The organism is Amycolatopsis stemonae, from assembly GCF_054781455.1.
Window position 1 is genome coordinate 237,226 of the sequence record NZ_BAAGUJ010000007.1, and the last position, 25,231, is coordinate 262,456.

The 25,231-nt window shown below is 72.7% G+C and carries 22 protein-coding genes; 7 read left to right on the forward strand and 15 right to left on the reverse strand.

Annotated elements, in window-relative coordinates; genetic code table 11:
- The 11 genes from mraY to ACYVLJ_RS26415 all read right to left on the reverse strand — a co-directional run bounded on the left by mraY (window position 1) and on the right by ACYVLJ_RS26415 (window position 11,306).
- Window positions 1–1,083: a phospho-N-acetylmuramoyl-pentapeptide-transferase gene (gene mraY / locus ACYVLJ_RS26365; protein WP_451983473.1), complete on the reverse strand. Its 1,083-nt coding sequence runs from the start codon at window positions 1,081–1,083 to the stop codon at window positions 1–3.
- Window positions 1,080–2,582 carry a UDP-N-acetylmuramoyl-tripeptide--D-alanyl-D-alanine ligase gene (locus tag ACYVLJ_RS26370; RefSeq protein WP_460440730.1) on the reverse strand — a complete coding sequence of 501 codons (1,503 nt, stop codon included), beginning with the start codon at window positions 2,580–2,582 and terminating at the stop codon, window positions 1,080–1,082. Before ACYVLJ_RS26370 ends, mraY begins: the two co-directional genes overlap by 4 nt.
- A complete protein-coding gene (locus ACYVLJ_RS26375) occupies window positions 2,579–4,123 on the reverse strand; it encodes a Mur ligase family protein (protein WP_460440858.1) in 1,545 nt (514 codons plus the stop codon). Before ACYVLJ_RS26375 ends, ACYVLJ_RS26370 begins: the two co-directional genes overlap by 4 nt.
- 236 nt (window positions 4,124–4,359) lie before the next feature.
- Window positions 4,360–6,282: a peptidoglycan D,D-transpeptidase FtsI family protein gene (locus tag ACYVLJ_RS26380; protein ID WP_460440731.1), complete on the reverse strand. Its 1,923-nt coding sequence runs from the start codon at window positions 6,280–6,282 to the stop codon at window positions 4,360–4,362.
- Window positions 6,282–6,995: a hypothetical protein gene (locus tag ACYVLJ_RS26385; protein WP_451983479.1), complete on the reverse strand. Its 714-nt coding sequence runs from the start codon at window positions 6,993–6,995 to the stop codon at window positions 6,282–6,284. The genes ACYVLJ_RS26380 and ACYVLJ_RS26385 overlap by 1 nt, the downstream gene beginning before the upstream one ends.
- Window positions 6,992–7,945, reverse strand: a complete 954-nt coding sequence (gene rsmH / locus ACYVLJ_RS26390; protein ID WP_451983481.1) for a 16S rRNA (cytosine(1402)-N(4))-methyltransferase RsmH — start codon at window positions 7,943–7,945, stop codon at window positions 6,992–6,994. The genes ACYVLJ_RS26385 and rsmH overlap by 4 nt, the downstream gene beginning before the upstream one ends.
- Before the next feature lie 210 nt (window positions 7,946–8,155).
- A complete protein-coding gene (mraZ, locus tag ACYVLJ_RS26395) occupies window positions 8,156–8,587 on the reverse strand; it encodes a division/cell wall cluster transcriptional repressor MraZ (protein WP_451983483.1) in 432 nt (143 codons plus the stop codon).
- A gap of 519 nt (window positions 8,588–9,106) precedes the next feature.
- On the reverse strand, window positions 9,107–9,853 hold the full coding sequence (locus ACYVLJ_RS26400; protein ID WP_460440732.1) for an ESX secretion-associated protein EspG: 747 nt from the start codon (window positions 9,851–9,853) through the stop codon (window positions 9,107–9,109).
- Complete coding sequence (locus ACYVLJ_RS26405; RefSeq protein WP_451983487.1) at window positions 9,850–10,407, reverse strand: PPE domain-containing protein; 558 nt, start codon at window positions 10,405–10,407, stop codon at window positions 9,850–9,852. Before ACYVLJ_RS26405 ends, ACYVLJ_RS26400 begins: the two co-directional genes overlap by 4 nt.
- A 16-nt stretch (window positions 10,408–10,423) precedes the next feature.
- The gene (locus ACYVLJ_RS26410; RefSeq protein ID WP_451983489.1) at window positions 10,424–10,963 is read right to left on the reverse strand and encodes a DUF3558 domain-containing protein; all 540 of its coding nucleotides are present in this window, start codon (window positions 10,961–10,963) and stop codon (window positions 10,424–10,426) included.
- The gene (locus ACYVLJ_RS26415; protein WP_451983491.1) at window positions 10,956–11,306 is read right to left on the reverse strand and encodes a hypothetical protein; all 351 of its coding nucleotides are present in this window, start codon (window positions 11,304–11,306) and stop codon (window positions 10,956–10,958) included. The genes ACYVLJ_RS26410 and ACYVLJ_RS26415 overlap by 8 nt, the downstream gene beginning before the upstream one ends.
- Window positions 11,307–11,613: 307 nt before the next feature.
- On the opposite strand from ACYVLJ_RS26415, the gene ACYVLJ_RS26420 reads away from it, so the two are divergent.
- From ACYVLJ_RS26420 to ACYVLJ_RS26430, 3 genes are read left to right on the forward strand one after another with little or no spacing between them, the layout of a single operon-like run.
- Window positions 11,614–12,681: an AAA family ATPase gene (locus ACYVLJ_RS26420; RefSeq protein ID WP_451983493.1), complete on the forward strand. Its 1,068-nt coding sequence runs from the start codon at window positions 11,614–11,616 to the stop codon at window positions 12,679–12,681.
- Between the two features lie 24 nt (window positions 12,682–12,705).
- Complete coding sequence (locus tag ACYVLJ_RS26425) at window positions 12,706–13,980, forward strand: DUF58 domain-containing protein (RefSeq protein WP_451983495.1); 1,275 nt, start codon at window positions 12,706–12,708, stop codon at window positions 13,978–13,980.
- On the forward strand, window positions 13,977–16,475 hold the full coding sequence (locus ACYVLJ_RS26430; protein ID WP_460440733.1) for a transglutaminase TgpA family protein: 2,499 nt from the start codon (window positions 13,977–13,979) through the stop codon (window positions 16,473–16,475). The genes ACYVLJ_RS26425 and ACYVLJ_RS26430 overlap by 4 nt, the downstream gene beginning before the upstream one ends.
- Window positions 16,476–16,620: 145 nt before the next feature.
- On the opposite strand, the gene ACYVLJ_RS26435 is transcribed toward ACYVLJ_RS26430, so the two are convergent.
- From ACYVLJ_RS26435 to ACYVLJ_RS26445, 3 genes are all read right to left on the reverse strand, one after another.
- Window positions 16,621–17,028, reverse strand: coding sequence for a DUF3040 domain-containing protein (locus tag ACYVLJ_RS26435; RefSeq protein WP_460440734.1), 408 nt, complete (start codon window positions 17,026–17,028; stop codon window positions 16,621–16,623).
- 627 nt (window positions 17,029–17,655) lie between these two features.
- Window positions 17,656–18,870, reverse strand: coding sequence for a Y-family DNA polymerase (gene dinB, locus ACYVLJ_RS26440; RefSeq protein WP_460440859.1), 1,215 nt, complete (start codon window positions 18,868–18,870; stop codon window positions 17,656–17,658).
- Between the two features lie 79 nt (window positions 18,871–18,949).
- Complete coding sequence (locus tag ACYVLJ_RS26445; RefSeq protein ID WP_460440735.1) at window positions 18,950–19,675, reverse strand: methyltransferase domain-containing protein; 726 nt, start codon at window positions 19,673–19,675, stop codon at window positions 18,950–18,952.
- A 106-nt stretch (window positions 19,676–19,781) separates the two neighbouring features.
- On the opposite strand from ACYVLJ_RS26445, the gene ACYVLJ_RS26450 reads away from it, so the two are divergent.
- The 4 genes from ACYVLJ_RS26450 (at window position 19,782) to ACYVLJ_RS26465 (ending at window position 23,786) form a co-directional block, all read left to right on the forward strand.
- The gene (locus tag ACYVLJ_RS26450) at window positions 19,782–20,675 is read left to right on the forward strand and encodes a ParA family protein (RefSeq protein ID WP_451983503.1); all 894 of its coding nucleotides are present in this window, start codon (window positions 19,782–19,784) and stop codon (window positions 20,673–20,675) included.
- Between the two features lie 3 nt (window positions 20,676–20,678).
- Entirely contained in the window at window positions 20,679–21,488 is an 810-nt protein-coding gene (locus tag ACYVLJ_RS26455; protein ID WP_460440736.1) for a DNA-formamidopyrimidine glycosylase family protein, read from the forward strand.
- 625 nt (window positions 21,489–22,113) lie between these two features.
- Complete coding sequence (locus ACYVLJ_RS26460) at window positions 22,114–22,683, forward strand: GNAT family N-acetyltransferase (RefSeq protein WP_460440737.1); 570 nt, start codon at window positions 22,114–22,116, stop codon at window positions 22,681–22,683.
- A 68-nt stretch (window positions 22,684–22,751) separates the two neighbouring features.
- Entirely contained in the window at window positions 22,752–23,786 is a 1,035-nt protein-coding gene (locus ACYVLJ_RS26465; RefSeq protein WP_460440738.1) for a dihydroorotate dehydrogenase, read from the forward strand.
- Here the strand turns inward: ACYVLJ_RS26465 and ACYVLJ_RS26470 are convergent.
- Entirely contained in the window at window positions 23,752–25,194 is a 1,443-nt protein-coding gene (locus ACYVLJ_RS26470) for an amidase (RefSeq protein ID WP_460440739.1), read from the reverse strand. The genes ACYVLJ_RS26465 and ACYVLJ_RS26470 overlap by 35 nt on opposite strands.
- Window positions 25,195–25,231 lie beyond the last annotated feature (37 nt).

Below are 25,231 nucleotides of genomic sequence, written 5' to 3' on the forward strand. Positions count from 1 at the left end.
TCAGCCGCCGAAACCGAGCTGCTCGCTGTAGAACAGGCCGAGCCCGAACATGCAGCAGATCGCCGACAGCAACCAGAACCGGATGATGACCGTGGTTTCCGCCCACCCGGCGAGCTCGAAGTGGTGGTGGAAGGGCGCCATCCGGAACAGCCTTCGCCGCGTGGTCCGGAAGACCGCGATCTGCGCGACCACCGAGATCATCTCGACCATGAACAGGCCGCCGATGACGATGGCGAGCAGCTCGGTGCGGGTGGTCATCGAAAGCCCGGCGACCAGGCCGCCGAGGGCCAGCGAGCCGGTGTCGCCCATGAAGATCTTCGCCGGGGCCGCGTTCCACCAGAGGAACCCGACGCAGGCGCCGGTGGCCGCGGCGGCGACCACGGCCAGGTCCAGCGGGTCGCGGACGTCGTAGCAGGCGGGCGCCGGGCCGTTGGCGCAGTTCAGCCGCTCCTGCCAGAACGCGATGACGACGTAGGTCGCGAGCACCATCGCCGCCGAGCCGCCCGCGAGGCCGTCGAGGCCGTCGGTGAAGTTCACCGCGTTCGACCAGCCGGAGATCACGATGTAGCAGAAGATCACGAAGAACACCGCGGGGAACGTGATCAGCGCGAGGTCGCGGACGTAGGAGAGGCTCTCCGACGCCGGCGTGATGCCGCGCGAGTCCGCGAAGTTCAGCGCCAGCACCGCGAACGCGACCGTGACGACCAGCTGGCCGACCAGCTTCGCGGTCTTGTTCAGCCCCAGGTTGCGCTGCTTGCGGATCTTGATGAAGTCGTCGAGGAACCCGACGACCCCGAGGCCCACCGCGAGCATCAGCACGAGCAGCCCGGAGGCCGTCGGCGCGCCGCTGCGGGAGTTGAACATCCAGTTGATCAAGTGCGCGGCGAAGTACCCGACGACCATCGCGATGATGATCGCGACGCCACCCATGGTCGGGGTACCGCGCTTGGACTTGTGTCCCTGCGGGCCTTCTTCACGGATCTCCTGGCCGAAGCCCTGCCGGGAGAAGACCCGGATGAGGTAGGGCGTGAGCAGGATGGAGATCAGCAGGCCCGCCGCGGCCGCGATCAGGATGCTGATCACGCGTCACCACCGTTCGAGCGATTCTCGGAGTTGTCGGTTTCCCGGGGTTCGAGCAGGGCTTCGGCGACCCGCCAGAGCCCGGCCGCCTTGGAGGCCTTCACCAGCACGACGTCCCCGGGGCGGAGCTGATCATGCAGCAGGGCGATCGCGGCCCCGACGTCGGGTACCAGAGTCGACTCTTCGCCCCAGGAGCCCTCCTGGAACGCGCCCTGGTGCATGGCCGCCGCCTCGGGGCCGATCACCACGAGCTTGTTGATGTTGAGCCGGACGACCAGGCGGCCGATCTCGTCGTGCGCGGTGACGGAGTCGGCACCCAGCTCGCCCATCACGCCGAGCACGGCCCAGGACCGGCGGCCGGACTCCCGGGTCATCGCCGCGAGCGCCTTCAGGCCGGCCCGCATCGACTCGGGGTTGGCGTTGTAGGAGTCGTTGAGGAAGGTCACGCCGTCCGCGCGGGTGACGACCTCCATGCGCCGGGCCGACCGCCGTTCGAGGCCGGACAGCCGGGCGGCGATCTCCTCGGTCGTCGCCCCGAGCTCCAGGGCGACGGCCGCGGCGGACAGCGCGTTGCCGACGTGGTGCTCGCCGTAGAGCGGCAGCTTGACGTCGGCCTCGCCGGCCGGGGTGATCAGTCGGAAGGACGCGCGGGCCTCGTCGTCGACGGTGATGTTCTCCGCGCGGACCTGCGCGGACGGGCTCTCGCCGACGTACACGACCCGGGCCTTCGTGCGGCTCGCCATGGCCGCGACCAGCGGGTCGTCGAGGTTCAGCACCGCGACGCCGTCCTCGGGCAGGGCCTCGACCAGCTCGCCCTTGGTCTTCGCGATGCCTTCGCGGGAGCCGAACTCGCCGACGTGCGCGCTGCCGACGTTGAGCACCACGCCGATCCGCAGCGGGGCGATCTCGGCGAGGTGGGCGATGTGGCCCGGCCCGCGCGCGGACAGCTCCAGCACCAGGTGCCGGGTCTCGGCGTCGGCCCGCAGGGCGGTCCAGGGGTGGCCGAGCTCGTTGTTGAACGACCCGGGCGGCGCGACCGTCGGGCCCAGCGGCTCGAGCAGCTGCGCGATGACGTCCTTCGTGGACGTCTTGCCGGACGAGCCGGTGACGCCGACGACGGTCAGGTTGCCCTCGGCCAGGCGCTGGACGACGAACCGGGCGAGCTTGGCCAGCGCGCCCAGCACGGCGGCGCCGGAGCCGTCCTTGTCGCCGGTCAGCGCGACCGACCGCTCGTGGGCTTCCCCTTCCCCCACTGGAGGCACGACGATCGCGGGCCCGTCGACCTCGCGCGCGGCCAGCACGGCCACCGCACCGGCCTCGACGGCCTGGGCCGCGAAGTCGTGCCCGTCGACCTTCTCCCCCGGCAGCGCGACGAACAGGCCGCCGGGCGTGAGCTTCCGGGTGTCGAACTCCACGCTGCCGGTCACCTGCGCGGCCGGGTCGGCGCGGTGCAGCCGGCCGCCGACGACGTCGGCGATCTCGGCCAGGCTGAGCACGATCACACACTCACCTCGAGTTTGTTGCGGATGGCCGCGGCCAGCTCGTCGCGGTCGGAGAACGGGTGCACGACGCCGCCGGCCTCCTGGCCGGACTCGTGCCCCTTGCCGGCGAGGAAGACGATGTCGCCCGGCTCGGCGAGCGAGACCGCGTGCTCGATGGCTTCGCGGCGGTCGCCGATTTCGATGACCTCGCCGCCCTCGGCGGGCCCGACGGCGCGGGCGCCGGCGAGCATCGCGGCCCGGATGGCCGCCGGGTCCTCGGAGCGCGGGTTGTCGTCGGTGACGATCAGGACTTCGCTGCGCCGGGCCGCCGCCTCGCCCATCATCGGGCGCTTCGCGGTGTCGCGGTCGCCGCCGCAGCCGAGCACGGTGATGATCCGGCCCTCGGCCCGCGCCCGCAGCGCGTCCAGGCCCTGGGCGACCGCGGCCGGCTTGTGCGCGTAGTCGACGACGGCGGTGAACTCCTGGCCGACGTAGACCCGCTCCATCCGGCCCGGCACCTGCACCTCGGCGAGCCCGGTGACGATGTGCTCCAGGCCGACACCCGCGGTGCTCAGGATCGCGGCCGCGAGCACGGCGTTGGCGACGTTGAACTCGCCCGGCAGGGGGATCCTCGCGGGGGCGCTGACGCCGTCCGGGCCGTGCAGCGTGAAGGTCTGCTCGCCGTTCGGGGTGGCCTCCAGGTCGGTGGCCTTCCACGCGGCGGCGGTCCCGGGGTCCGTGGTCACGGTGATCGTCTGCGGCGTGAGCAGCGCCTGGCCCCACGCGCTGTCGACCACGACGACCTCGTGCGTCGAGCGGCCGTCGAACAGCAGGGACTTCGCGGCGAAGTACTCCTGCATGTCCTTGTGGAAGTCCAGGTGGTCCTGGGACAGGTTGGTGAACGCGCCGACCGCGAACCGGGTGCCGTTGACCCGGCCGAGCGCGAGCGCGTGGCTGGAGACCTCCATCGGCACGTGCGTGACGCCCCGCTCGAGCATCACCGCGAGCAGCGCCTGCAGGTCCGGAGCCTCCGGGGTGGTGAAGCCGCTGACCAGGCGTTCGCCGGCGATGCGGGTCTCGACCGTGCCGATCAGGCCGGTGGTCAGGCCCGCGGCCTGCAGGCCGGCGTCGACCAGGTACGACGTCGTGGTCTTGCCGGAGGTCCCGGTGACGCCGAGGACGGCCAGCTGCAGCGACGGCTCGCCGTAGATCCAGGCGGCGATCTCGCCGAGGGCCGCGCGCGGGTCTTCGTGCACGAGGATCGGTACGCCGGCGTCGCGCAGCACGGGCCGCTCGGCCCCGGCGGCGTCGGTGAGGACCGCGACGGCGCCCGCGGCGATCGCCTGGTCGCTGAAGTCGGCGCCGTGGGCGCGGGCGCCCGGGAGCGCCGCGAACAGGTCGCCGGGCAGCACGTGCTGGGCACGCAGGGTGGTGCCGGTGACGGTGACGTCGGCGGCGTCGGGCGAGCCGGCGATCAGCCGCGCGTCCGCCCTGGCGAGCAGCGTCGCCAGCGGGACCGGGTCGATGCGCGCCGGGCGCGGCGGCGCGGGGACCGCTTTCACCGGGCTTTCCGGCACCTGGGAACTGGACGAGGACACGGACACGGCCAAGAGGCTACCGGCGGCCGTCCGGGTGCCCCGCACGCGGTACGGCGATTGCGCGCGGCTGAGGCAGATGTGCTAAATGGCGGTGCGCACGTCCTTGCGGCACAACGTTTTCCTCCGCCGTTCGGACCGATGTGGACGCTGTACGCGTCAAAGCCCCCCTACCGCGGTAAGGGGGCTTTAACGCATTGTGCTCACTGCACGATCAGCGGGACCTCGGGCGACGGCCCGTCCGACAACGGGATCTGGAACCGCTGCGTCAGGTACGACGCGATGGTGTGGAACAGCGGCGCGGCGGAGTGCCCCACCGGCAGCGTCGTGTCCGGCGCGTCCAGCCGGATCCCGACGACGAACCGGGGGTGGTCCGCGGGCAGGATCCCGGCGAAGGTGATGTTGTAGAGGTGGTCGCTGTAGGCCTTGGTCCGCGGGTCGACCTGCTGGCCGGTGCCCGTCTTGCCGGAGATCTGGTACCCCTCGACCGCCGCGGTCGGCGCGGTGCCCTTCTGCAGGCCCTTGCCGTTCTGCGCGACCGCGCGCATCATGTCGCGCACCGTCTTCGCCGTCTGCGGGCTGACCACCTGGACCTGCTTCGGCGCCGGCTCGGGCACCGTCGTCCCGTCCGGGTTCACCTTCGCCTTGACGATCCGCGGTTCGACGCGCAGGCCGTCGTTCGCGATCGCCTGGTACATCCCCGCCATCTGCAGGACGGTCATGGACAGGCCCTGCCCGATCGGCAGGTTGCCGAAGGTGGTCGCCGACCACTGGCTGCGCGCCGGCACCGAACCCGCGCTCTCGCCGGGCAGGCCGACGCCGGTGCGCTGGCCGAGGCCGAACTTCTTGAGCAGGTCGGAGTACCGCTCCTCGCCGATCTTCTGGGCGAGCAGCAGCGTGCCGATGTTGGACGACTTCGCGAAGATCCCGGTGGTGGTGAACGTCTGCGTGCCGTGCGTCCAGGCGTCGTGCACGGTCTTGTCGGCCACCTGCAGCGCGCCGGGCACCTGCACCGTCGACTCCGGCGTCGCGACGCCGTAGTCGATCGCCCCGGTCGCGGTGACCACCTTGTTGACCGAACCCGGCTCGAACGGCGTGGTGACCGCCGGGTTGGCGAGGTCCTCGTTGGTCCAGGTCGACTGGTCGTTCGGGTCGAACGTCTTGTCGTTGGCCAGCGCGTAGACCTCGCCGGTCTTGGCGTCCATGACCACCGCCTGGCCGCCCTTGGCGTGCGACTGCTCGACGTAGTCCGACAGCTGCCGCTGCACCTCGTACTGCAGGTCGGAGTCCACGGTCAGCTCGAGGTCCGACCCGGGCACCGCGGCCTGCAGGTCGCGCTCGGTGCCCGGGATGACGACGTTGTCGCTGCCGTTCTTGGTGTTGACCAGCATCCGGCCCGGCGTGCCCGCCAGGTCGTTGTCGCGCAGCAGCTCGAGCCCGATCAGGCCGTGCAGGTTGTGCTTGGACACGTCCGCGTCGTCGGAGCGCCAGTTCGCGGCGCCGACGATGTTCGACGCCAGGCTGCCGCCCGGGTACTCGCGCAGCGCGCGCTTCTCGACGCTGATCCAGGCGAAGTTCTTCACGATGTCGGCCGCGATCGACGGCTCGACGTTGTTCACCAGGTACGTGAACGACGCCTGCTTGTGGAACAGGTCGAGCAGCTGCTGCTCGCCGATCACGTTCGGCAGCTTGCCCGCGATGTACTTCGCGGCGGCGGCCGTCTCGGTGTCGAACGTCTTCTTGGTGCCGGGGTTCTTCGCGGCGAAGTCGTCCATGCTCTTGTGCAGGGCCTTGAGGTTCACCGAAAGCGTGCGCACCTCGACGCTGAACGCGAGCTTGGCGCCGTTGCGGTCCACAATGGACCCGCGCTGGGCGGGGATGTCGATCGTCTGGGTGCGCTGCCGCTCGGCCGCGGCCGAGAGCGCCCCGGCCTCGAACCACTGCACCTGCACCAGTTTCGCGCCCGCCACGAGCAGCACGGCGACCAGGATCAGGCGCACGGCGGAGAACCGGCCGCGGTGCCCGCCGTTGCCCCGGCGCGCGGTGGCGCTGCGCGTCCCGGCGGCGTAGGTCCGCCGCGCGCTCCCCGCGGCGCGCGAGCGGGCCTGTCCCCGGCTCGAAGCCATCACTGGCCGCCCCCGGGCTGCGCGTCGGCGGGCACCGCGGGCTGGTCGCCTTCGATCGGCGCACCCTGCTGCGACTGCGTGCCGGCGGCGGGCGCGGCGGGCGGCGCGACCGGCGCGTCGGGCGCGTCCGCCTTGGCCTTCTTGGGCTCGCCGACAAGAGAGGTCTTGCCGTCCGGGCCCACGACGATGCGCGCCGGGTCACCGCCCGGCACCATGCCCAGCTGCTGGGCCGCGGGCGCCAGCGAAGCCGGCGACTCGGCCTTGGCGACGTCGCGCTGCAGCTGCTCCTTCTGCTCGGCCAGGCCGGCGTTGGTCGTGCGCAGCTGCTCGAGCCGGTAGGAGTCCGCGATCGCCTGCGTGGTCAGCCACAGGGTGGTCGCCACGCCGGCGGCCAGCAGCGCCATCATCATCAGCACGAACGACGCGCGCGACTTCGGCAGCAGCAGCTTCAGCCGGACCTTGCGCCCGCCCGGCTCGGCCTGCTTCGGCTCGGGCCGCGGCTCGCGCTCCTTGAGCAGGTCTGCCCGCTGGGCGCGGCGCGCGTAGGCGCGCTCGGCCGCCGAGGTCCGGCCCCGCGACGCGCGGCGGGGCGCGGGCTTGGCCGGCTGGAGGGTCTGCGGGTCCGTCTCGACGGGCGTCGCGGTGCGGGCGGCCTCGCTGCGGCCCCGCGTCGCCGGCGCGTTGCGGCGGCGGGACTTCGTGGGAGCGGTCATCGCGGCTCTCCGATCCTCTCTGCGGCCCGCAACCGCACCGAAGCGGCGCGCGGGTTCCGTTCGATCTCCTCTTCGCCGGCCTTCTCGGCCCCGCGGGTCAGGAGCTTCAGCTCCGGTCCGTGGCCCGGCAGCTCCACCGGAAGCCCTTCCGGGGTGCGGGACTTCGCGAGCTCGGCCAGCGCCTGCTTGACCAGGCGGTCCTCCAGGGACTGGTACGACTCGACGACGATCCGGCCGCCCGTCTTCAGGGCGCCCAGCGCGGCCGGCATCGCCCGGCGCAGCACCTCCAGCTCGCCGTTGACCTCGATCCGCAGCGCCTGGAACGTGCGCTTGGCCGGGTGCCCGCCGGTGCGCCGCGTCGCCGCCGGGACGGCGTCGTAGAGCAGCTCGACCAGACGTCCGCTGGTCGTGAACGGCTCCTGTTCGCGGGCCTTCACGACGGACTTGACGATCCGCTGCGCGAACCGCTCTTCGCCGTAGTCGCGCAGGATCCGCACCAGCTCGCCCGGGGCGTAGGTGTTGAGCACGTCGGCGGCGGTGAACCCGGTGGTCGGGTCCATCCGCATGTCGAGCGGCGAGTCCTTGGCGTAGGCGAACCCGCGCTCGGCGCGGTCCAGCTGCATCGACGAGACACCGAGGTCGAACAGGATCCCGTCGGCCTTGGCGATGTTCAGCCCTTCGAGAGCGTCCGGGAGTCCGTCGTAGACGGTGTGCACGAGGTCGACGCGGTCGCCGTGGCGCGCGAGGCGTTCCCCGGAGCGTTCGAGCGCGGCGGGGTCGCGGTCCAGCGCGACGAGGCGCATCCGCGGGAAGGCTTCGAGGAGGGCGTCGGAATGCCCGCCGAGGCCGACCGTCGCGTCGACGAGCACGCCGTCGCGGTCGGCGAACACGGGAGTGAACAGCTCGACGATCCGGTCGAGCAGCACCGGGACGTGCTCGGGTGCCGTCATGTCCCCTCCCCCTTTCTCACCTGCGGACCGGGGGAAATATGGCGGATGCCGTCAGGTCCCTGTCCGCCCGCTGCGGACCTGGTACCGGGGAAGGTGCACCAGGGCTGTTGAGCGGACAGAGGCCTCACGGCATCCGGGTGGGCTTCCCCCGGCGCGCGGGCGGCGAACCTCTTCGTCCCCCGACGACGAAGGTGCACCGCGACCACGCGTCTAGAAGACGCCCGGCAGTACTTCCTCTCGAGCCTTCGCGTAGCTGTCTTCGTGTTCCTCCAGGTAGCCCTGCCACGCTTGGGCGTCCCAGATCTCCAGCCTGGTGATCGCCCCGATCACCACACAGTCCTTGCTGAGCCCCGCGTAGCGGCGGAGCTCGGACGCGATGCTGATGCGCCCCTGGCCGTCCGGCCGTTGTTCGTCCGTGCCCGCGAACAGGTAGCGCTGGTAGGCCCGAACCGCCTCGTTGGTGAACGGGGCCTCGGCGACCTTGCGCGCCATCTGCTCGAACTCGGCGCGGGGGAAGACGAAGAGGCAGTGGTCCTGCCCCTTGGTGACCATCAGCCCACCCGCCAAGGCGTCACGGAACTTCGCGGGCAGCGCGAGCCGCCCTTTGTCGTCCAGCTTCGGGGTGTGGGTGCCGAGGAACACGGCCTCCACCTCCCTACCGCACCCGGTGGCGAACCTCCGTCTGCGGCTCCGGGGCTTCCCTTCCGCCCCACTGGCCACCACCGTACCCCACTTTTCACCACAGTCAACGCGGCAAAACCCCGGACCACTCCGTCGTGTGTTCCGTTTGCGCAGGTCAGCAAGGTGGGGGCAGGTGGGGGCGTCGTGGGGGGACGGTGGCCAAGATCCCCCATGCCGGGGGCCGGAGCAACCTCAGCTGTACCCCGCACGTCCGCATAACGGCCGCGAAAGAACCCGAAACCCCCGAGTGGGGCCCAGTGGGGACGCGAGGTGGACCAGTGTGGGGACCCCAGGTGGGGTCCAGTGGGGACCCGCACGTGATCAGCGGGGCATCACGCGTGATCCAGCAGGCATCACCCGTGTCTGGCGGGGCATCACCCGTGATCCAGCGGGCATCACCGTGTCGCCCCTCCAATCACGCGTGATGCCCCTCCAATCACGCGTGATGCCCCTCCAATCACGGGTGATGCCCCGGGCGGGTCAGTCCGGCGGGGTCAGGAGGGCGGCGATGCGGGACGCGAGCCGGGCGCTGTCCACCGGGCTGACGTTCACCCACTCCTCGCCACCCCGGCCCGGGGTCTTCGTCGCGCAGTAGGCGCCGACGTCGGTGTCGAACCACGTCAGGCCACCCAGTCGCGAGACCCGGCCCGACGCCGAACGACGGCTGACGCTGAACTGGCCCGCCGCGTACACCGGCCGGGACTGGATCGCCAGGACCTCGCGCAGCTGCGCCGACGAGGCCGCCGACGAGGACTCCGCGGGACCCGACAGAGCCGAACCCGACAGTGCCGACGCCGCCAGGCTGACGCCGTAGCCGGGGCCGGCGGCCAGCTCCGGGAGGACGTCCACGATCGCCGTGCAGAGCTCGGCCGGGCGGATCGAGTCCAGGGCGATCGTCTGCTCCGGCTGGGTCGCCAGGATCCCGCGGCGCCCGAGGGTCGCCGTCACCGCGCGGAACGGGGCCGACGCCGTCATGTCCGCCAGCGCTTCGCACGCGACGTACACCTCGCCGGCCGCCAAGAGCTCCAGGCGCGAGGCCAGCGCGGGCTCCAGCGCCGAACCGTCGTAGAGGCCGCGCTCGGCGAGGTTCTCGTAGACCGCCTTCCGCACCTCGGCGCGCTCCTCTTCCGTCCCGCCGACGCTGCGCACGGTCAGCGGCTCCGGGGGCTGGTCGTGGCCCAGGTCGGTCCAGAGGATGTCGAACGCCGACGCGGAGACGCGGATCAAGCCGGCCCCAGCGTCGGCGGTGCCTCGAAAGCCGACGCCGGCACGTGGCCGCGCAGCGCCGTGTCGCGGGTGCGCATGACGTCGATCGCCTTCTGCCGCGCGGCTTCCGCCTCGGCGCGGCGGGCCGCCATCTCCTCGGCGAGCCCGGCCAGCACGAGCACGTTCCCGGACGACGCGGCGTCGCGGATCATCGACGCCGGGTCGTACGCCACCGGCGGCGGCATGTCCGCCCGGGCCCGCGCGGCCACGTCCGCCTGCGCGCCGACCGCGCTGCCGACCGACGCCGACACGGCCGCGGAGTGCGAAAGCCACTGCGCGGCCCGGCTCACCGCTTCGCGCGCCGCGTCACCGCCGGCGCCCTGCCAGTGCTCCCGCGAGGAGGCGACCAGCGCGGCGAGGTCGGCGGTCGACTCGTGCAGCCGCTTCGCCAGCCCGTCCCAGCGCGCGCCCGCCTCGCCCGCGGCCACCGGGTCGTTGTCCCGTTCGACCTCCGCGGCCATCGCCTCGTGGCTGTAGGACTCGTACCGCGCGGTGGGCACGGGGGGTTCGGACACGGCGCACCTCTCCGGGTCAGGGCAGCTTGGGCTCGACCAGCCCGGCCACCGTGCCCGCGCGGCGGCACGCGAGCGGGGTGTCCGAGAAGCCGGTGTTGCTGACGTCGATCTGGACGCTGGCCGAGTCGCCCACCCCGAGCAGCACGGCGCAGGTGCCGTCGCCGGCCTTCTTGTCCGCGACCTGCAGTGCCGGGTGGGTGCCGACCTTGGTCTTCGTGGCGGTCTTCTTCGTGACTTCGAGGTCGGCCAGGCCGTCGGTGTCGCTGAGGGTCACGGTCACGCCGAAGGTGCCCGGCACGGTCCAGTCGCAGGCGCGGTAGCCGGCGATGTCCTTCGGCTTGCCGAGCGCGCTCACCCCGGCCGTCGACCGGTCCTGCGGGCCGAGCAGCGTGCAGGGGTCGATCGCGGCCAGGCCGGTCCAGGCGGCGGGCGGCTTCTCCGACGTGGCGGTCACGAGCCCGGCGGCCGGCCGGGCGGCCGGTTGCTGCCCGCACCCGGCGACGGCGAAGAGGACGGCGAGCGGCCACACGTACTTCCTGCGCACCCGGTCAGCCACCCGTGCAGTCCACGCCGTCGGCCGCCGTCTCGTCGGCGTGCTGGTACTTGGCCAGCGCCGTGCCGATCCGGTGCTTCAGCGTCTCGAGCTCCTTGCCGAACGCGGTCAGCTGCTGCACGGCCGAGCCCTGCCCGCCGATGCCGTATTCGGCCATGAACTTGCCGATCTCCCCCGCGTACCCGCCGCCGAGCGGCACGGTCCGGCCGAGCACCTTGGCTTCGCGGACCATCTCGCCGACGACGTCCTGCAGGGCGCCGAGCTTCGCGTACGCGTCCGTGGCCAGTTCGGGCGCGACCGCGAAGCCGCGGACGTCGTACGGCGGCTGCGTGCGCGCCTCGCTCATTCCTGGTCACGCCTCTCCGTAGCCGGGCGAACTCGAACCGCAGCATACGGCAGGACAACGGGTCAACGGGAGCGCCCAGATTCGGGTGACAACACACCCGATCGGGGTATCGTCCCTGCTTGCGCAGTGTCATCAACCGACGTGCCGGGCGCGGTCCCCCGGGGTTCACGGGGTTCCGCCCCCAGGTTCGCCCGGGTTTGACACACTGAGTGGAAGGCTGGTCGCTGCGCGCGGACAGCAGTTTTGGGGGCCGTCGGGCCCGGCGGTGCGCACAGTGCGCGCGGTCATGCGCCACCCAGGAGGTCGAGTGACGTCGAGAATCCAGTCTGCGACGCCCGGATCGGGCGAGCAGGCATCCGGACGCCCGCCTTATCCGGCGGAGTCCACGGGCAACGGCCGGGCGCCCGGCCGCCCGGCCAGAGTGTCGCTGGACGAACTGCACGAGACCGCGCGGCGGATCGCCGCCAACGTGGAGCGGGTGCTGGTCGGCAAACCCGACGTCATCCGGATCGCGCTGGTCACGCTGCTGGCCGAGGGCCACCTCCTGGTCGAGGACGTGCCCGGCGTCGGGAAGACGTCGCTGGCCAAGGCCCTGGCCCGGTCGATCGACTGCACGGTCAGCCGCATCCAGTTCACCCCGGACCTGCTGCCCAGCGACGTCACCGGCGTTTCGATCTACAACCGCCAGTCCGGCGAGTTCGACTTCCGCCCCGGCCCGGTGTTCGCGAACATCGTGGTGGGCGACGAGATCAACCGCGCTTCGCCGAAGACGCAGTCGGCGCTGCTGGAGTGCATGGAAGAGCACCAGGTCACCGTCGACACCTCGACCTACCGGCTCGAGCAGCCGTTCATGGTGATCGCCACGCAGAACCCGATCGAGATGGAAGGCACGTACGCGCTGCCCGAAGCCCAGCGCGACCGGTTCACCGCGCGGGTCTCCATCGGCTACCCCGACCAGCAGGCCGAGCTGGCCATGGTCGACGAGCACGCCGGCCACAACCCGCTCGAAGAGCTGGAGCCGGTGTCCGACGGCCAGACCGTGCACCGGCTGATCGAGACGGTCCGCGGCGTGCACATCGCGCCGGAGGTCCGCCGGTACGCCGTCGAGCTCGTCTCGGCCACCCGGCAGGTCCCGGAGATCCGGCTCGGCGCGTCCCCGCGCGCCACGCTGCACCTCGTCCGCGCCGCGCGGGCGCAGGCGGCGCTGTCGGGGCGCGACTACGTCGTCCCGGACGACCTGCACACGGTCGCGGGCCCGGTGCTCGCGCACCGCCTGGTGCTGACCACGGAGGCCCACGCGGCGCGCCGGTCGGCGACCGACGTCGTGCGGGCGGTGCTGCACCGGGTGCCGGTGCCGCAGGGCTCCCGGCCCTAGTCCGCGGCGAAGGGGAGAAACGGCATGCTGCGTGCCCTGTCCGGCCTGACCACCCGCGGCCGCTGCCTGCTGGCCGCGGGACTCGCGGCCGCGGTGTGCTCGTTCGTGCTCAACGAGCGCGACCTGCTGCGCGTCGCCGTCTTCGTGGTGGCGCTGCCGCTGCTGGTGGCGGCGTTCATCTCGGCGACCCGGCTGCGCATCGGCGCCACGCGCGCGCTGCACCCCCAGCGGGTCGCGGTCGGCGGCGCCGGCGAGGTGCAGCTGGAGCTGTGGCGCAGCGGACGGCTGCCGGCCGGCGAGATCCTGCTCGAAGACGGCGTGCCGTACGCGCTGGGCTCGCGGCCGCGGTTCGTCGTCGAACGCCTGCCGCACGACCGGAAGGTCGCGCTGCGCTACCCGCTGCAGCCGGTGCTGCGCGGGATCCAGCAGGTCGGGCCGCTGCGCGCGACCATCACCGACCCGTTCGGGCTGTGTGAGTTCGAGCGCGAGCTGATCGGGCATTCGCGGCTGGTCGTCGTGCCCCGGGTGGTCCCGCTGTGGGGCCTGCCGAGCGGCGCGGGCATCGGCGTCGGTGACGACGGCACGGTCCGGCTGCACGCCGGGCAGGGCGAGGCCGACGTGATCGTCCGCCAGTACCGCCAGGGCGACGACCTGCGGAAGGTGCACTGGCGCTCGACCGCCCGCCGCGACGAGATCATGGTGCGCGTCGAGGAGCGGCCGTGGCGCGGCGGCACGACGGTGCTGCTCGACCACCGCGCCGCGGCCCACCACGGCAGCGGCCCGGCCGCCAGCCTGGAGTGGGCGGTGTCGTTCGCCGCCTCGGCCGCGCTGCAGCTGCGCCGGTCCGGGCACCGCGTCCGGCTGGTCACCGAGCACGGCGGCACGCTCGCCGACATCCCCGGCGAAGGCGGCGACCACTACGACAACGTCGTGCTCGACGCGCTGGCCGCGCTGCAGCCGGCCCACCAGCGGGACATCACCCTGGCCGGCGACCCGGCCGACGGCCAGGAGCTGATCGCCGTCCTCGGCACGGTCAGCACCGAGGCCGTCCACGAGCTGACCCAGTTCCGCCCGCGCGGCATCCGCAGCCTCGCCGTCCTGCTCGACACGCCCACGTGGTCGTCCGGGGTGAGCGCCCCCGAGCAGCGGGCGGCCGCCACGGAGGACTCGGCGGCCCTGCTGCGCGCGGCGGGCTGGGGCGTGGTGGTCGCCGGCCCCGGTTCCCCGATGCCCCAGGTGTGGGCCGAGCTGTGCCGCAGCGGCGCCCGCCGCCACACCCTGATCGGCGGTCAGCGATGAGCACCAGCGCCCCGCCCCGGCCGTCCGGCGCGCCCGCGAACGGGCCCCGGCGACCCTCCTCCCAGCACCCGCTTTCGGCCTGGCGCGGCAGCCTGCTCGCCCCCGCCGCCGCCGGTATCGCCACGCTCTGCGCGGCGACGTCGGTCACGAGCGTCGTGTCCGGCCTGGCCTGGTTCGGCTACCTCTTCGTCGCGGTGCTGCTGATCGGCGCGACCGGCCTGGCGCTGCGCTCGCTGCAGGTACCGACCGTGCTCGTCGGGCTCGGCCAGCTGCTCGTGCTGCTCTTCCTGATCACCGGCGCGTTCACCACGCACGGCATCCTGCAGGTCATCCCCGGCCCCGAGGCGTTCGGCGAGATCGGGAACACGCTCTCGGCCGCCGCCGAGCAGATCCGCGTGGGGCTGCCGCCGGTCGAGGGCAGCCAGCCGATCCTCTGCCTGGTGACGATCCTGATCGGCCTGGTCGCCGTCCTGGTCGACACGCTGACCGTGGCCGCCGCGGCCCCCGCCGCGACCGGGCTCGTGCTGCTCTGCGTCTACGCCGTGCCGGCCGCGCTGTCCGAGGAAATGCTGCCGTGGTGGACGTTCCTGCTCGGCGGGGCCGCGTTCGCCGGCCTGCTGGCGGTCGACGGCAACCACCGGCACCGGCGCTGGCGCACCCGGGAAGCCCCCGGGCGCAGCGGCAAGCCGGGCGTGCTGTCCGCGCCCGTCGCGGTCGTGGCCGCGGCGATCGTGCTCGGCCTGTTCGGCGGCGCGATCACCTGGGTCGGCACGGTAGGGCGGATCCCGTTCGGCAACGGCGGCGACGGCCCCGGCGCGGGCGCCGGCGGGTTCGGCATCCAGCCGTTCACCGAGCTGCGCGGCATGCTCGACCAGGGCGCCAACCGCGAGCTGTTCAAGGTCCGCGGCCTCGGCACCGACCGGCGGCTGCTGCGCGCGATGACGCTGGACACCTACTACCCCAACAAGGGCTGGGGCCTGCACGACGACGGCCGGTCGCAGCAGGGCGTCCAGGTCGGGCCGCAGCTGCCGGCCGCGCCCGGCGACGACGGCAGCGGTGCCGCGCGCCGGATCGACGTCGAGCCGACGAACTGGCGCGACAACTGGCTGCCGGTGTACGGCGCCCCGCGCGTGATCGACGGCGCCTCCAACGGCTACCTCTACGACCAGGTCAGCGGCACGGTGTTCACCACGCGCAGCGAGGTTCCGCCCTCTTACACCGAATACGCGTCGCTGAAGGAGCCGACGGCCCAGGAGCTGCGCGTCACCCCGCGCGTCGACGACCTGCCGCCGCGCTACACCCAGATCGACCGCGTCGACGACCGCGTCCGTGCGAAGACGCAGCAGCTGATCGCGGGCTCGTCCAACGACTTCGACCGCGCGTCGGCGATCTGGCGGTACTTCACGGCGCAGAACGGCTTCGTCTACGACACGAAGACCGCGCCGGCCAACGACTCGGACGCCCTCGCCGACTTCATCCTCAACGGCAAGCGCGGCTTCTGCGAACAGTTCGCGTCGGCGATGGCCGTGATGCTGCGGGTGGCGGGCATCCCGTCGCGGGTGGCCATCGGGTTCACCCCCGGCGTGCAGGTCAACGACTACCTGTCGATCACCACCCAGGACGCGCACGCGTGGGTCGAGGCGTACTTCGGCGGCAAGGGCTGGGTGACGTTCGACCCGACGCCGCTTTCGGACGGCCGCGGCATCACCCCGTCGTACCTGCAGGCCGGCACCGAAGGCGGCAACCAGCCCGACGACACCCAGGTGGCGCCGAGCACGGTCCAGTCGAGCGCCGCGCCGACGGGCGTGCCCCGCGACACAGAGCAGAACCAGCAGGCGCAGGGCCCGCAGGCGACCGACGAAGGCACGCCGTTCTTCGTGTGGGTGCTCGTCCTGGCGCTCGTGGCGCTGGCCCTGGTGGCGACGGTCCTGGTGCTGGCCGGCGGGCGCCGGAGACGCCCCGACCGCGAACCGGCGTCGACCGGGCTCGGCGCGGTGCTCAAGAACTGGCTGCCGCTGATCGCGGCCGCCCTGTGGGTGGCCGTGCTGGGCGTGCTGACCTGGCTGGTGGCCTGGTGGTTCAGCCTCATCGTGGTGCTGCTGCTGGCGGGGCTGCTGGGTCCGTCGGCGGCGCGGGACGTGGGCCGGCGACGGCGCCTGCAGGAGATCGTCGGGCAGCGTCCCGGCGCGGCGGACGCGGCGTGGTCCGAGCTGCGGGCCGAGTGCGCCGACCGCGGGCTGCCGATCCCGCCGAGCGACACGGTCCGCGTGGCCGGGCAGAAGCTGGCGGCGAAGCACCACCTGGACGACGAAGGCCGCGAAGGCCTGCGCACGGTGATCGGCGTGGTGGAGCGGTCCTGGTACGGCGCGGACGGCGAACCGGACCCGACGCTCCCGCCGGCGTTCGACCACCTCCGGCGGAGCCTGCACCGGAACGCTCCGTTGTCGTGGAAGGGCCGGCTGTTCCCGAAGTCCCTCTTCCGCACCCGCGACTGAGCCGCGCTGTCGCGGAGGTCACCGCGGCCCGTCACCCGACCGGGTGTCACCCACTGTCACGCGGGTTTCCGGGCCCGCCTGAGCACACAAGAAGATCCGCGTCCCACCCTGGAAGGCGGGACGCGGATCTCGTGGTCTTGCGGCGCTACTGCTCCTCGAAGCGCTGGCGGAAGCGCTCCTCCATCCGCTGGGTGAAGGAACTCCGGCGGCCCGACTGCTTGCCCCCGCGAGATCCCGATCCACCGCCCTTGCCGTCGGCTTCGGCACCACCGTGCCGAATCGATGTGACGGCCATCATGACCCCGAAGAACATCACGAGGAACCCGAGCACGCTGATCAGCGGGATGTCGGCCACCCGGAACTGCGGCACCACCACGCCCAGCACCAGCAGGGCCACGCCCACTACGAACAGGGCGATGCCCTGAATACGCCGTCGGCGAGCGGGGCGACGCAACCGGGTGCCACGCACCGTGGATGCGAACTTGGGGTCCTCGGCATAGAGCTCGCGCTCGATCTGATCGAGCAGCCGCTGCTCATGCTCGGAGAGTGGCATCTTTCCTCCTCCGGCACAGCTGTCGCGGGCGCCGGGCCGCGCAACGTCCTGGACCCAACAGCCAACCCCAGGCGGGGTGGCACTGTCCAGGATACGAGGCCCGCGCCCGGACGACTACCCGATCCCGCATCCAGAAGGGATCGAATTGGGCTAAATCCCGCACGAAGAGGGTTGCGCACGGTCACCGTCGCCCAATGTGACCAAATCACTGCTCCGGCCGCGATGTGGGGGACGTTCGTCGGGCGCGATTTCACGGTGCGTATACGGCGGCGGCGCGTTCGGCGGGGCGAGCGGCCCGGATGGTGATGAACCGGTCACCGCGGCTGGGAGGGGATTCGGCGGCACGTGATCAAGCCGACTCCTGCGGCGGCCGGGCCGGGAGACGGCAGCCGGGCCCGGAGGCGTCACTGGGGCCGGGCGGTCGCCGAGAATCGACCCGGCCCCACCTCGGCTGATCACCTCGCCCGCGGCCCAGCAACCACCCCGGGCTGACCACCCTCCCGCGGCCCCGCCTACGGACCAACGCCCCGGCCGATCACCCCTCCCGCGGCCCTCAACCCCGCGCCCTGTATCTCGGCCGATCACCCTCCCGCAGCCCTCAACCCCGCGCCCTAATACCTCGGCCGATCACCCCTCCCGCGGCCCGAGCAGTGAAGCCGGTCGCACGGCCGCCGAACCGAACTTCGACCTTGCCACGTCCGCCGCCACCTCGGCGTCCCGCCAGCGCGGGGCCGGTGAGTCGAACAGCAGCTGCTCCCCCGCCTCGCCTGTGTCCAGGCCCTCCACCCGCACCCCGATCAGCCGGACCGCTCCCGTCGGGGCGTGCTCCGCCAGCAGGGCCACCGCCACCGCGTGGATCTCGCGGGCCACGTCCGTTGCCGAGACCAGCGTGCGGGCCCGGGTGATCGTGTGGAAGTCCGCGAACCGCACCTTGATCGAGACCGTCCGGCCGCGCACGCCCCGCGCACGCAGCGTCGCTCCGACGCGCTCCGACAACCTCAGCAGCTCCAGGCCCAGCTCGGAACGGTCGTGGCGGTCGACGTCGAACGTGTGCTCCGCGCCGATCGACTTGTCCGGTGAGTCGACCACCACCGCGCGCTCGTCGACGCCGTGCGCGAGGCGGTACAGGTGCTCGCCGATCGCCGTGCCCAGGGACTTCTTCAGGCGCTCCGGCGGGAACGCCGCGACGTCGGCGATCGTCGCCAGGCCCAGCCGGCGCAGGTGCTCCTCCGTGCGCGCACCCACGCCCCAGAGCGCCGACACCGGCAGCGGGTGCAGGAACGCCAGGGTTTCCGCCGCCGGCACCACGACCATGCCGTCCGGCTTCGCCATGCCCGACGCCAGCTTCGCGACGAACTTGACCTTCGCCACCCCGACCGAGCACGTGATCCCGTGTTCGGCCGCCACTCGCGCGCGCAGTTGCGCACCCAGCGACGCCGGCGTCGCGCCCAGCCGCCGCAGCGCCCCGCTGACGTCCAGGAACGCTTCGTCCAGGCTCAGCGGCTCCACCAGCGGCGTCAGCTCACGGAAGATGCCCATCACGCCCCGCGAGACCTCGCTGTAGAGGCCGCCCGTCGGCGGGATGTTGATCAGGTGCGGGCACAGCCGCTTCGCCGTCGAGAACGGCATCGCCGAGCGCACACCGAACTTCCGCGCCGGGTAGTTCGCCGCGGCGACGACGGCCCGCGGCCCGCCGCCCGACACGACGACCGGCTTGTCCGCCAGCTCGGGGCGGGTCCGCAGCTCGACCGACACGAAGAACGCGTCCATGTCGACGTGCAGCATCCCGCACCCGGTGTCGTCCGGCAGCGGTTCCCCCGCCCGGACCCGGAACCGGCCCATCCCGCCCGGCAGCTCAGCATTTCGCCCCACGAGAAAGGACGCTACCGGCCACCACCGACAGTTTCGGCGACCCCGCGGCTCACACGGGCGGGCGCGCCACCGCGTGCAGCCGGCCGGCGACGTCCCGCAGCGAGGAACCCGCGGCCGCCAGCTCGAACTCCGCCAAGTCGTCTTCGCGGACGTCGCCGGAGACGAGGTCCGAGATCACCCGGTCGCCCTGCAGCAGCGTCACTTCCAGGCCCGCGGCCTCCAGCTGGGCCGTCAGGCCGGCGCTGTCGAACCGGCGCAGCACCGTGTCGCCCGCGGCGACGCCGTCCGGGCTTTCCAGCAGTTGCCGGGCCTCCGCGACCCGGCCCGAGAGCGCGCGGTGCAGCACCGCCGCGTGCCGGTTCGCGACCAGGACCGACACCGCCCCGCCCGGGGCGACCGCCGTCGCCAGCGCGGACAGCACCGCGGCCGGGTCGTCGACGATCTCCAGCAGCCCGTGCGCCAGCACGAGGTCGGCCGAGCCGGCGTCGACGTGGCGGCCGAGCGCGTCGGAGTCGTCCGCGACCACCGTGATCAGCTCGGAGACGCCCTCTTCCTCGGCGCGCCGCTGCAGCGTGGCCAGCGCGTTCGGGCTCGGTTCGACGACGGTCACCCGGCAGCCCGCCGCCGCGAACGGCACCGCCCAGCCGCCGCTGCCGCCGCCCACGTCGACGACGCGGGGGTGCTCGGCGCCCCGGGCGCGGGCGGCCTTCAGCTCGGCCTCGAGCACCCGGCGAACGGCGCCCGAACCCCGGGCGGCCACGGTCTCCGTCTTCATGCCGCACAGGGTAGTGCCCGCTCCCGCCCGCCTCCCCGGCTCCTCCCTTCGAGTGAACGCCCCTTGCCTGACGGCGCCTCTCGCGGACACCCGTAGGCTGGAGATCGTGCACACGGTCGCCGTACTCAGCCTCAAGGGAGGCGTCGGCAAGACGACGGTCGCTCTGGGTATCGCGTCCGCCGCCCTGCGTAGGGGCACGCGGACGCTGGTGGTGGACCTCGACCCGCAGGGCAACGCCACGACCTCCCTCGACCCGCCGTACACCGACGCGACGCTCGCCGACGTGCTCGAGACCCCCACCCGGGCGATGCTGGAACGCGCGATCGCGCCGAGCGTCTGGAGCGAGGACGTCGACGTCCTGGTCGGCGCCGAAGAGCTGGAGCTGCTCAACGACCCCGGCGCCGACAGCGAGCGGCTCGCGAACTTCTCCCGCGCGCTGGACGAGCTGCACCGCACACCGCTGCGCGAGACGCCGTACGAGCTGGTGATCCTGGACTGCCCGCCGTCGCTGGGCCGGCTCACGAAGTCGGCGCTGGTGGGCGCGGACAGCGCGCTGATCGTCACCGAGCCGACGATGTACGCCGTCGCCGGCGCGCACCGGGCGCTCGAAGCGATCGAGAAGATCCGCAAGGAGCTCAACCCGGAGCTGCGCCCGATCGGTGTCCTGGTGAACAAGCTGCGCGTGCGCTCCTACGAGCACCAGTTCCGGATCGCCGAGCTGCGCGAGAACTTCGGCTCGCTGGTGATGCCGACGGCGATCACCGACCGGCTGGCCGTGCAGCAGGCGCAGGGCGCGTGCAGCCCGATCCACGAGTGGCACTCGCCGGGTGCGCAGGAGATCGCGCTGACGTTCAACATGGTGCTGGCGAAGATCCTGCGCTCCAGCCGGGCCGGCCGGCACCGCATCGCGGGCGAGGAACCCGAGGGCCCGGACTGGCCCGAAGGCCCGGCCCCGGAGACGCCCGAGGCGCCGGCCGAGGTGACCGAATCCGCGGGATGAGCCGTGCCCGAAGGTGACACCGTCTACCTCGTCGGAAAGCGCTTCGACCGGGCCATCGCCGGCAAGACCTTGCTGCGCGGGGAGTTCCGCGTGCCCCAGCTGGCCACAGTGGACCTTTCCGGGCGCGACGTGCTGGGCGTCGGCACGGTCGGCAAGCACCTGTTCACGCGCTTCTCCGGCGACCTGACGCTGCATTCGCACCTGCTGATGGACGGCATGTGGGACGTCTACCCGGCCGGCGCGAAGTGGCGCCGCCCCGGCCACCACGCCCGCGTGGTCCTGACCGCGGCCGACGTCCAGGTGATCGGCTTCCGCGTCCACGACCTCAAACTCGTGGCCACGGCGAAGGAGCACGACCTCGTCGCGCACCTCGGCCCGGACCTGCTGGATCCACAGTGGACCGACGAGCACGCGGCCCGCGCGGCCGCGGCGCTGGCCGCCGATCCCGGGCGCGAACTGGGCCTGGCGCTGCTCGACCAGCGCGTCATGGCGGGCGTCGGGAACCTCTACAAGTGCGAAATCTGCTTCCTGCTCGGCGTGACGCCGTGGACGCCGGTGTCCGAAGTGGACGTCGGCCGCACGGTTCTGCTGGCCCGCAGGCTGATCCTGGCCAACGCCGTCGCCGGGCGCTTCGAGCAGAGCACCACCGGCCACCTCGACCGCAACCGCAAGAACTGGGTGTACGAGCGCACCCGCCAGGGCTGCTTCCGCTGCGGCGGCCGGGTCCAGGTCCGCACGCAGGGCCACGACGTCCAGCGGCGGCCGACGTGGTTCTGCCCGAAAGACCAGCACGGCCCGGCTCCGGCGAGCTGAAGTGCGGATCGGCCACGGCACCAGCTGCGCGGCCGACCTGGTCCTGCCGGACCACTTTGCGGCACAACGGATCCCGCTCGAAGCCCGACGCCGAACGTGCGCACCGGCCAGGTCGCGAGCGTCGCCGCGCACCGGCGGATGCCCGACCACGGCGTCCTGGTCACGCCCAACGGCGCAAGGCCCGGCTGCGGAGTGAGATCGGCGAAATGACGTTGCCGGGGACCGGGAACTTCGCCTAGCGTGGTGGTACACGAGAAAGGAGGTGGTCCTAAGTTGTATTCCAACAGGACTCGTGAGGTGGCTGTCCGCTAGCGGATGGCACGTGGAGGACTTTGAGCAGCGATACAACTGAGCCACCTTCGGCTCATCGCCTGCTTCACGTGGTGCCTGATAGCGAATACCAGGCAGTCACCGGGCCTCCGGGGTTCCCGAGCACCAGTCCGGCTCGGGCTCGGGCGTTGACGGCGCTCGAGAGGCACCCCGGGGGCACCCTTATGCGCTCATTTGTGCAGGTCACCCCCATCCGGCGGCCCCGGACGACCGTCCGGCGATCCGACCGCGGGGTTCGCCGAACGCATTACGCCGTTCTGTCCCCCGGACGGCTGAACGTCGCTAGCCTGGACGCATGCTCAGGCCCGACTACCCGATCACCACGGACCGGCTGCTCCTGCGCCCGTTCGCGCCCGAAGACCTCGATGCGCTGAACTCCTTCCAGTCCCGGGCCGACGTCGCCCGCTACCTGTACTGGGGGCCGCGCAGCCGCGCCGAATCGGCCGCCGCGCTGGCCAAACGGGTGCACAGTTCGACGCTGACGAAGGAAGGGCAGTTCCTGGCCGTCGCGGTCGAACTGGCCGCCACCGGGCAGCTGATCGGCGACCTGAATCTGGAGTGGCTCAGCAGCGAGCACCGGCAGGGGGAGATCGGGTTCGTCTTCCACCCCGACCACCACGGCAAGGGCCTGGCCGCCGAGGCGACCACCGAACTGCTGCGGCTGGGCTTCGAAGATCTGGGACTGCACCGCATCATCGGCCGCTGCGACGGCCGCAACACCGCGTCCGCCGCTCTGATGGAACGCCTCGGCATGCGCGAGGAAGCGCACCTCAAGGAGAACGAGATCGTCAAGGGCGAGTGGACCGACGAGCTGATCTACGCGATGCTCGAAGACGAGTGGAAGGACCTCCAGGCCGCGGGCTGACCGTGGTCCCGTTCACGCCGGGGTGACGCTCCGGTCGCGCGTTCCGGGCGATTTGGCAGCATGGGGGCGTGTTCTTCGACAAGATCGTCCGCCCGGCCCTGTACCGGCTCTCCTACCACGACCCCGAGCTGGTGCACGAGCGCACGATCGGCGTCCTTTCCCGGTTCGGCAAAGCCATGCCCCGGGTGTTCCGGGTCGACGACCCGGTGACGGTGCTGGGCCTGCGGTTCCCCAACCGCGTCGGCCTGGCCGCCGGGATGGACAAGAACGGGCGTGCGCTGCCCGCGTGGGCCGCGCTCGGGTTCGGGTTCGTCGAGGTCGGCACGGTGACGCGGCTGGCGCAGCCGGGCAACCCCAAGCCGCGGCTGTTCAGCCTCCCCGCCAGCGACGCGGTGATCAACCGCATGGGCTTCAACAACGACGGCGCCGAGGCGCTCGCGGCCAAGCTCGCCCGCGACGGGAAACCCGGCGTGCCGCTCGGAATCAGCATCGGCAAGTCGAAGGTGACGCCGCTCGAAGACGCCGTCGAGGACTACCGCTTCTCCCTGCGTGCACTGCACCCGTACGCCGACTACTTCGCGATCAACGTCAGCTCGCCGAACACGCCGGGGCTGCGCCGGCTGCAGGACCGCACCGCGCTCGGCGAGCTCCTCGGCGAACTGCGGGCCACGTCCGCCGAACTCGCCGGATCGGGCACCCCGACGCCGCTGCTGGTGAAGGTCGCGCCGGACCTGACCGACGACGCCCTCGGCGAGCTCCTGGAGGTCGCGTCCGAACACGGCGTCGCCGGGATCATCGCCACGAACACCACGCTCGCCCGCGACGGCATCGCGCCCGCGGAGAGCAGCCTGGCCGGGCAGGGGGGAGGCCTGTCCGGCCGGCCGCTGACCACCCGCGCGGCGCAGGTCGTGCGGTTCGTGCACGACCACACCGGCGGGAGCCTGCCGATCATCGGCGTCGGCGGCGTCATGGGCCCGGACGACGCCGTGCGGCTGGTGGACGCCGGGGCGTCGCTCGTGCAGCTCTACACGGGGTTCGCGCTGCACGGGCCGGGCCTGGTGCGCCGGGTCAGCCGGGGCCTCGCAGCCCGGCCGTCGAGGTGAACCGGACGTAGCCGCGCCAGGACTCGTAGCGGTCCAGGCGGGCGCCCCGCGCCGCCGGGTCGCACCGCACCGCGAGCGGGCGGGTGCCGTCGTCCAGCTCGACCCGGTCGAGGACGAAGGGTTCCTTCAGCGTCGACACGAACTGCTCGAACGCCGCCGGGGACAGCCGCCAGCTTTCGCCGTCGAGGCCGCCGCCCTGCGGGTGGTCCAGCACGCCCGGCTGCGGCGGTTCGGTGTCCAGCAACACCATCCGGTAGTCCTCGGTGGTCCGGACCGGCCGGGTGAACCGGGCCCCCAGCTCGGTGAGCCGCGGGTTGAGCGGCTGGCCGCGCAGGTGCGCGCCGAACACGACGACGTCCTCGCCCGGCTCCGGGTAGGGCGTCATGGGTTCGTCCGTGCAGACGGTGGCGAGGTCGAGCCCGATCTGGTCTTCGAACGCGCGCGTCGCGAAGGTGACGCCGAACGGGCGCTTGTCGCCCGGCAGCACCGGCACGGTCACCGCGGCCAGGTCGAGCAGGTTCGTGAAGGCGGTGCAGCCGGCCAGGCGGTGGGCCACGGCGGCCGGGTCGGCCAGTGCTTCGGCGAGCGCCGGGTGGTCCGGCACGGTGGGCAGCAGGAGGGCGTCGCCGAAGTCCGGCTGCCCGATGGAGACCGGCTCCAGCACCGCGCCCGTCGCCGTCAGCCGCTTCACGACGGTCTCGAACGCGATCGCCGCGGCGTCACCCAGCGGCAGGTCGTGCGGGTACGCGATGCGCGGGTGCTCGCCCGCGCCGAGGCGGACGTCGGCGGGCCAGGTGCGCGTCGCGGGGTCGGCGTCGTCCGGGCCGGTCATCAGCGCGAGGGCGCGGCGGCCGGCGACGAGGCCGTTCGCGTACACGGAGATGCCGTCCGAGGCGCCGACGCCGGTCATCGGCAGCAGGCCCCGGGTCGGTTTCAGCGCGACGACGGCGTTCAGCGCGGCCGGGACCGGGCCCGAGGTGCTCAGGGCCAGGTCGACGATCCCGAGCGCGACGGCGACCGCCGCGCCGCTGCCGCCGGTCTTGGCCGGGTCCCAGGCCGAGGCGACGGTGGCGGGCCCGGTCTTGCCGAGCACGACGGCCCCGGCGGCGGAGAGCCGGGCCACGACGGTGGCGGAGGTTTCGGGGACCCGGCGCCCGGACGGCTGCCCGGCAACGTCGATCAGGTCCTGCACGGCGAGGACCGTGCCGGCCAGCGGCAGCTCCTCCCCCGCCTTGACCCGCTCGTCGACGGCCTTCGCGTCGACGAGGACGTCTTCGACCGCGCGCAGGGTGGACCAGAGGTCCGGCCGGCCGGCTTCGGTGAGGCGCTCGAAGGCCTCGATGACGCGCTGGGACGCGGTGGGCGGTGTCGGCGGTGCGGAGTCCGGTTCCGGCGGGAGCGTGTTCACGGGACGTCCTTTCCTCAGCGATCGAGAAAGTCCACTG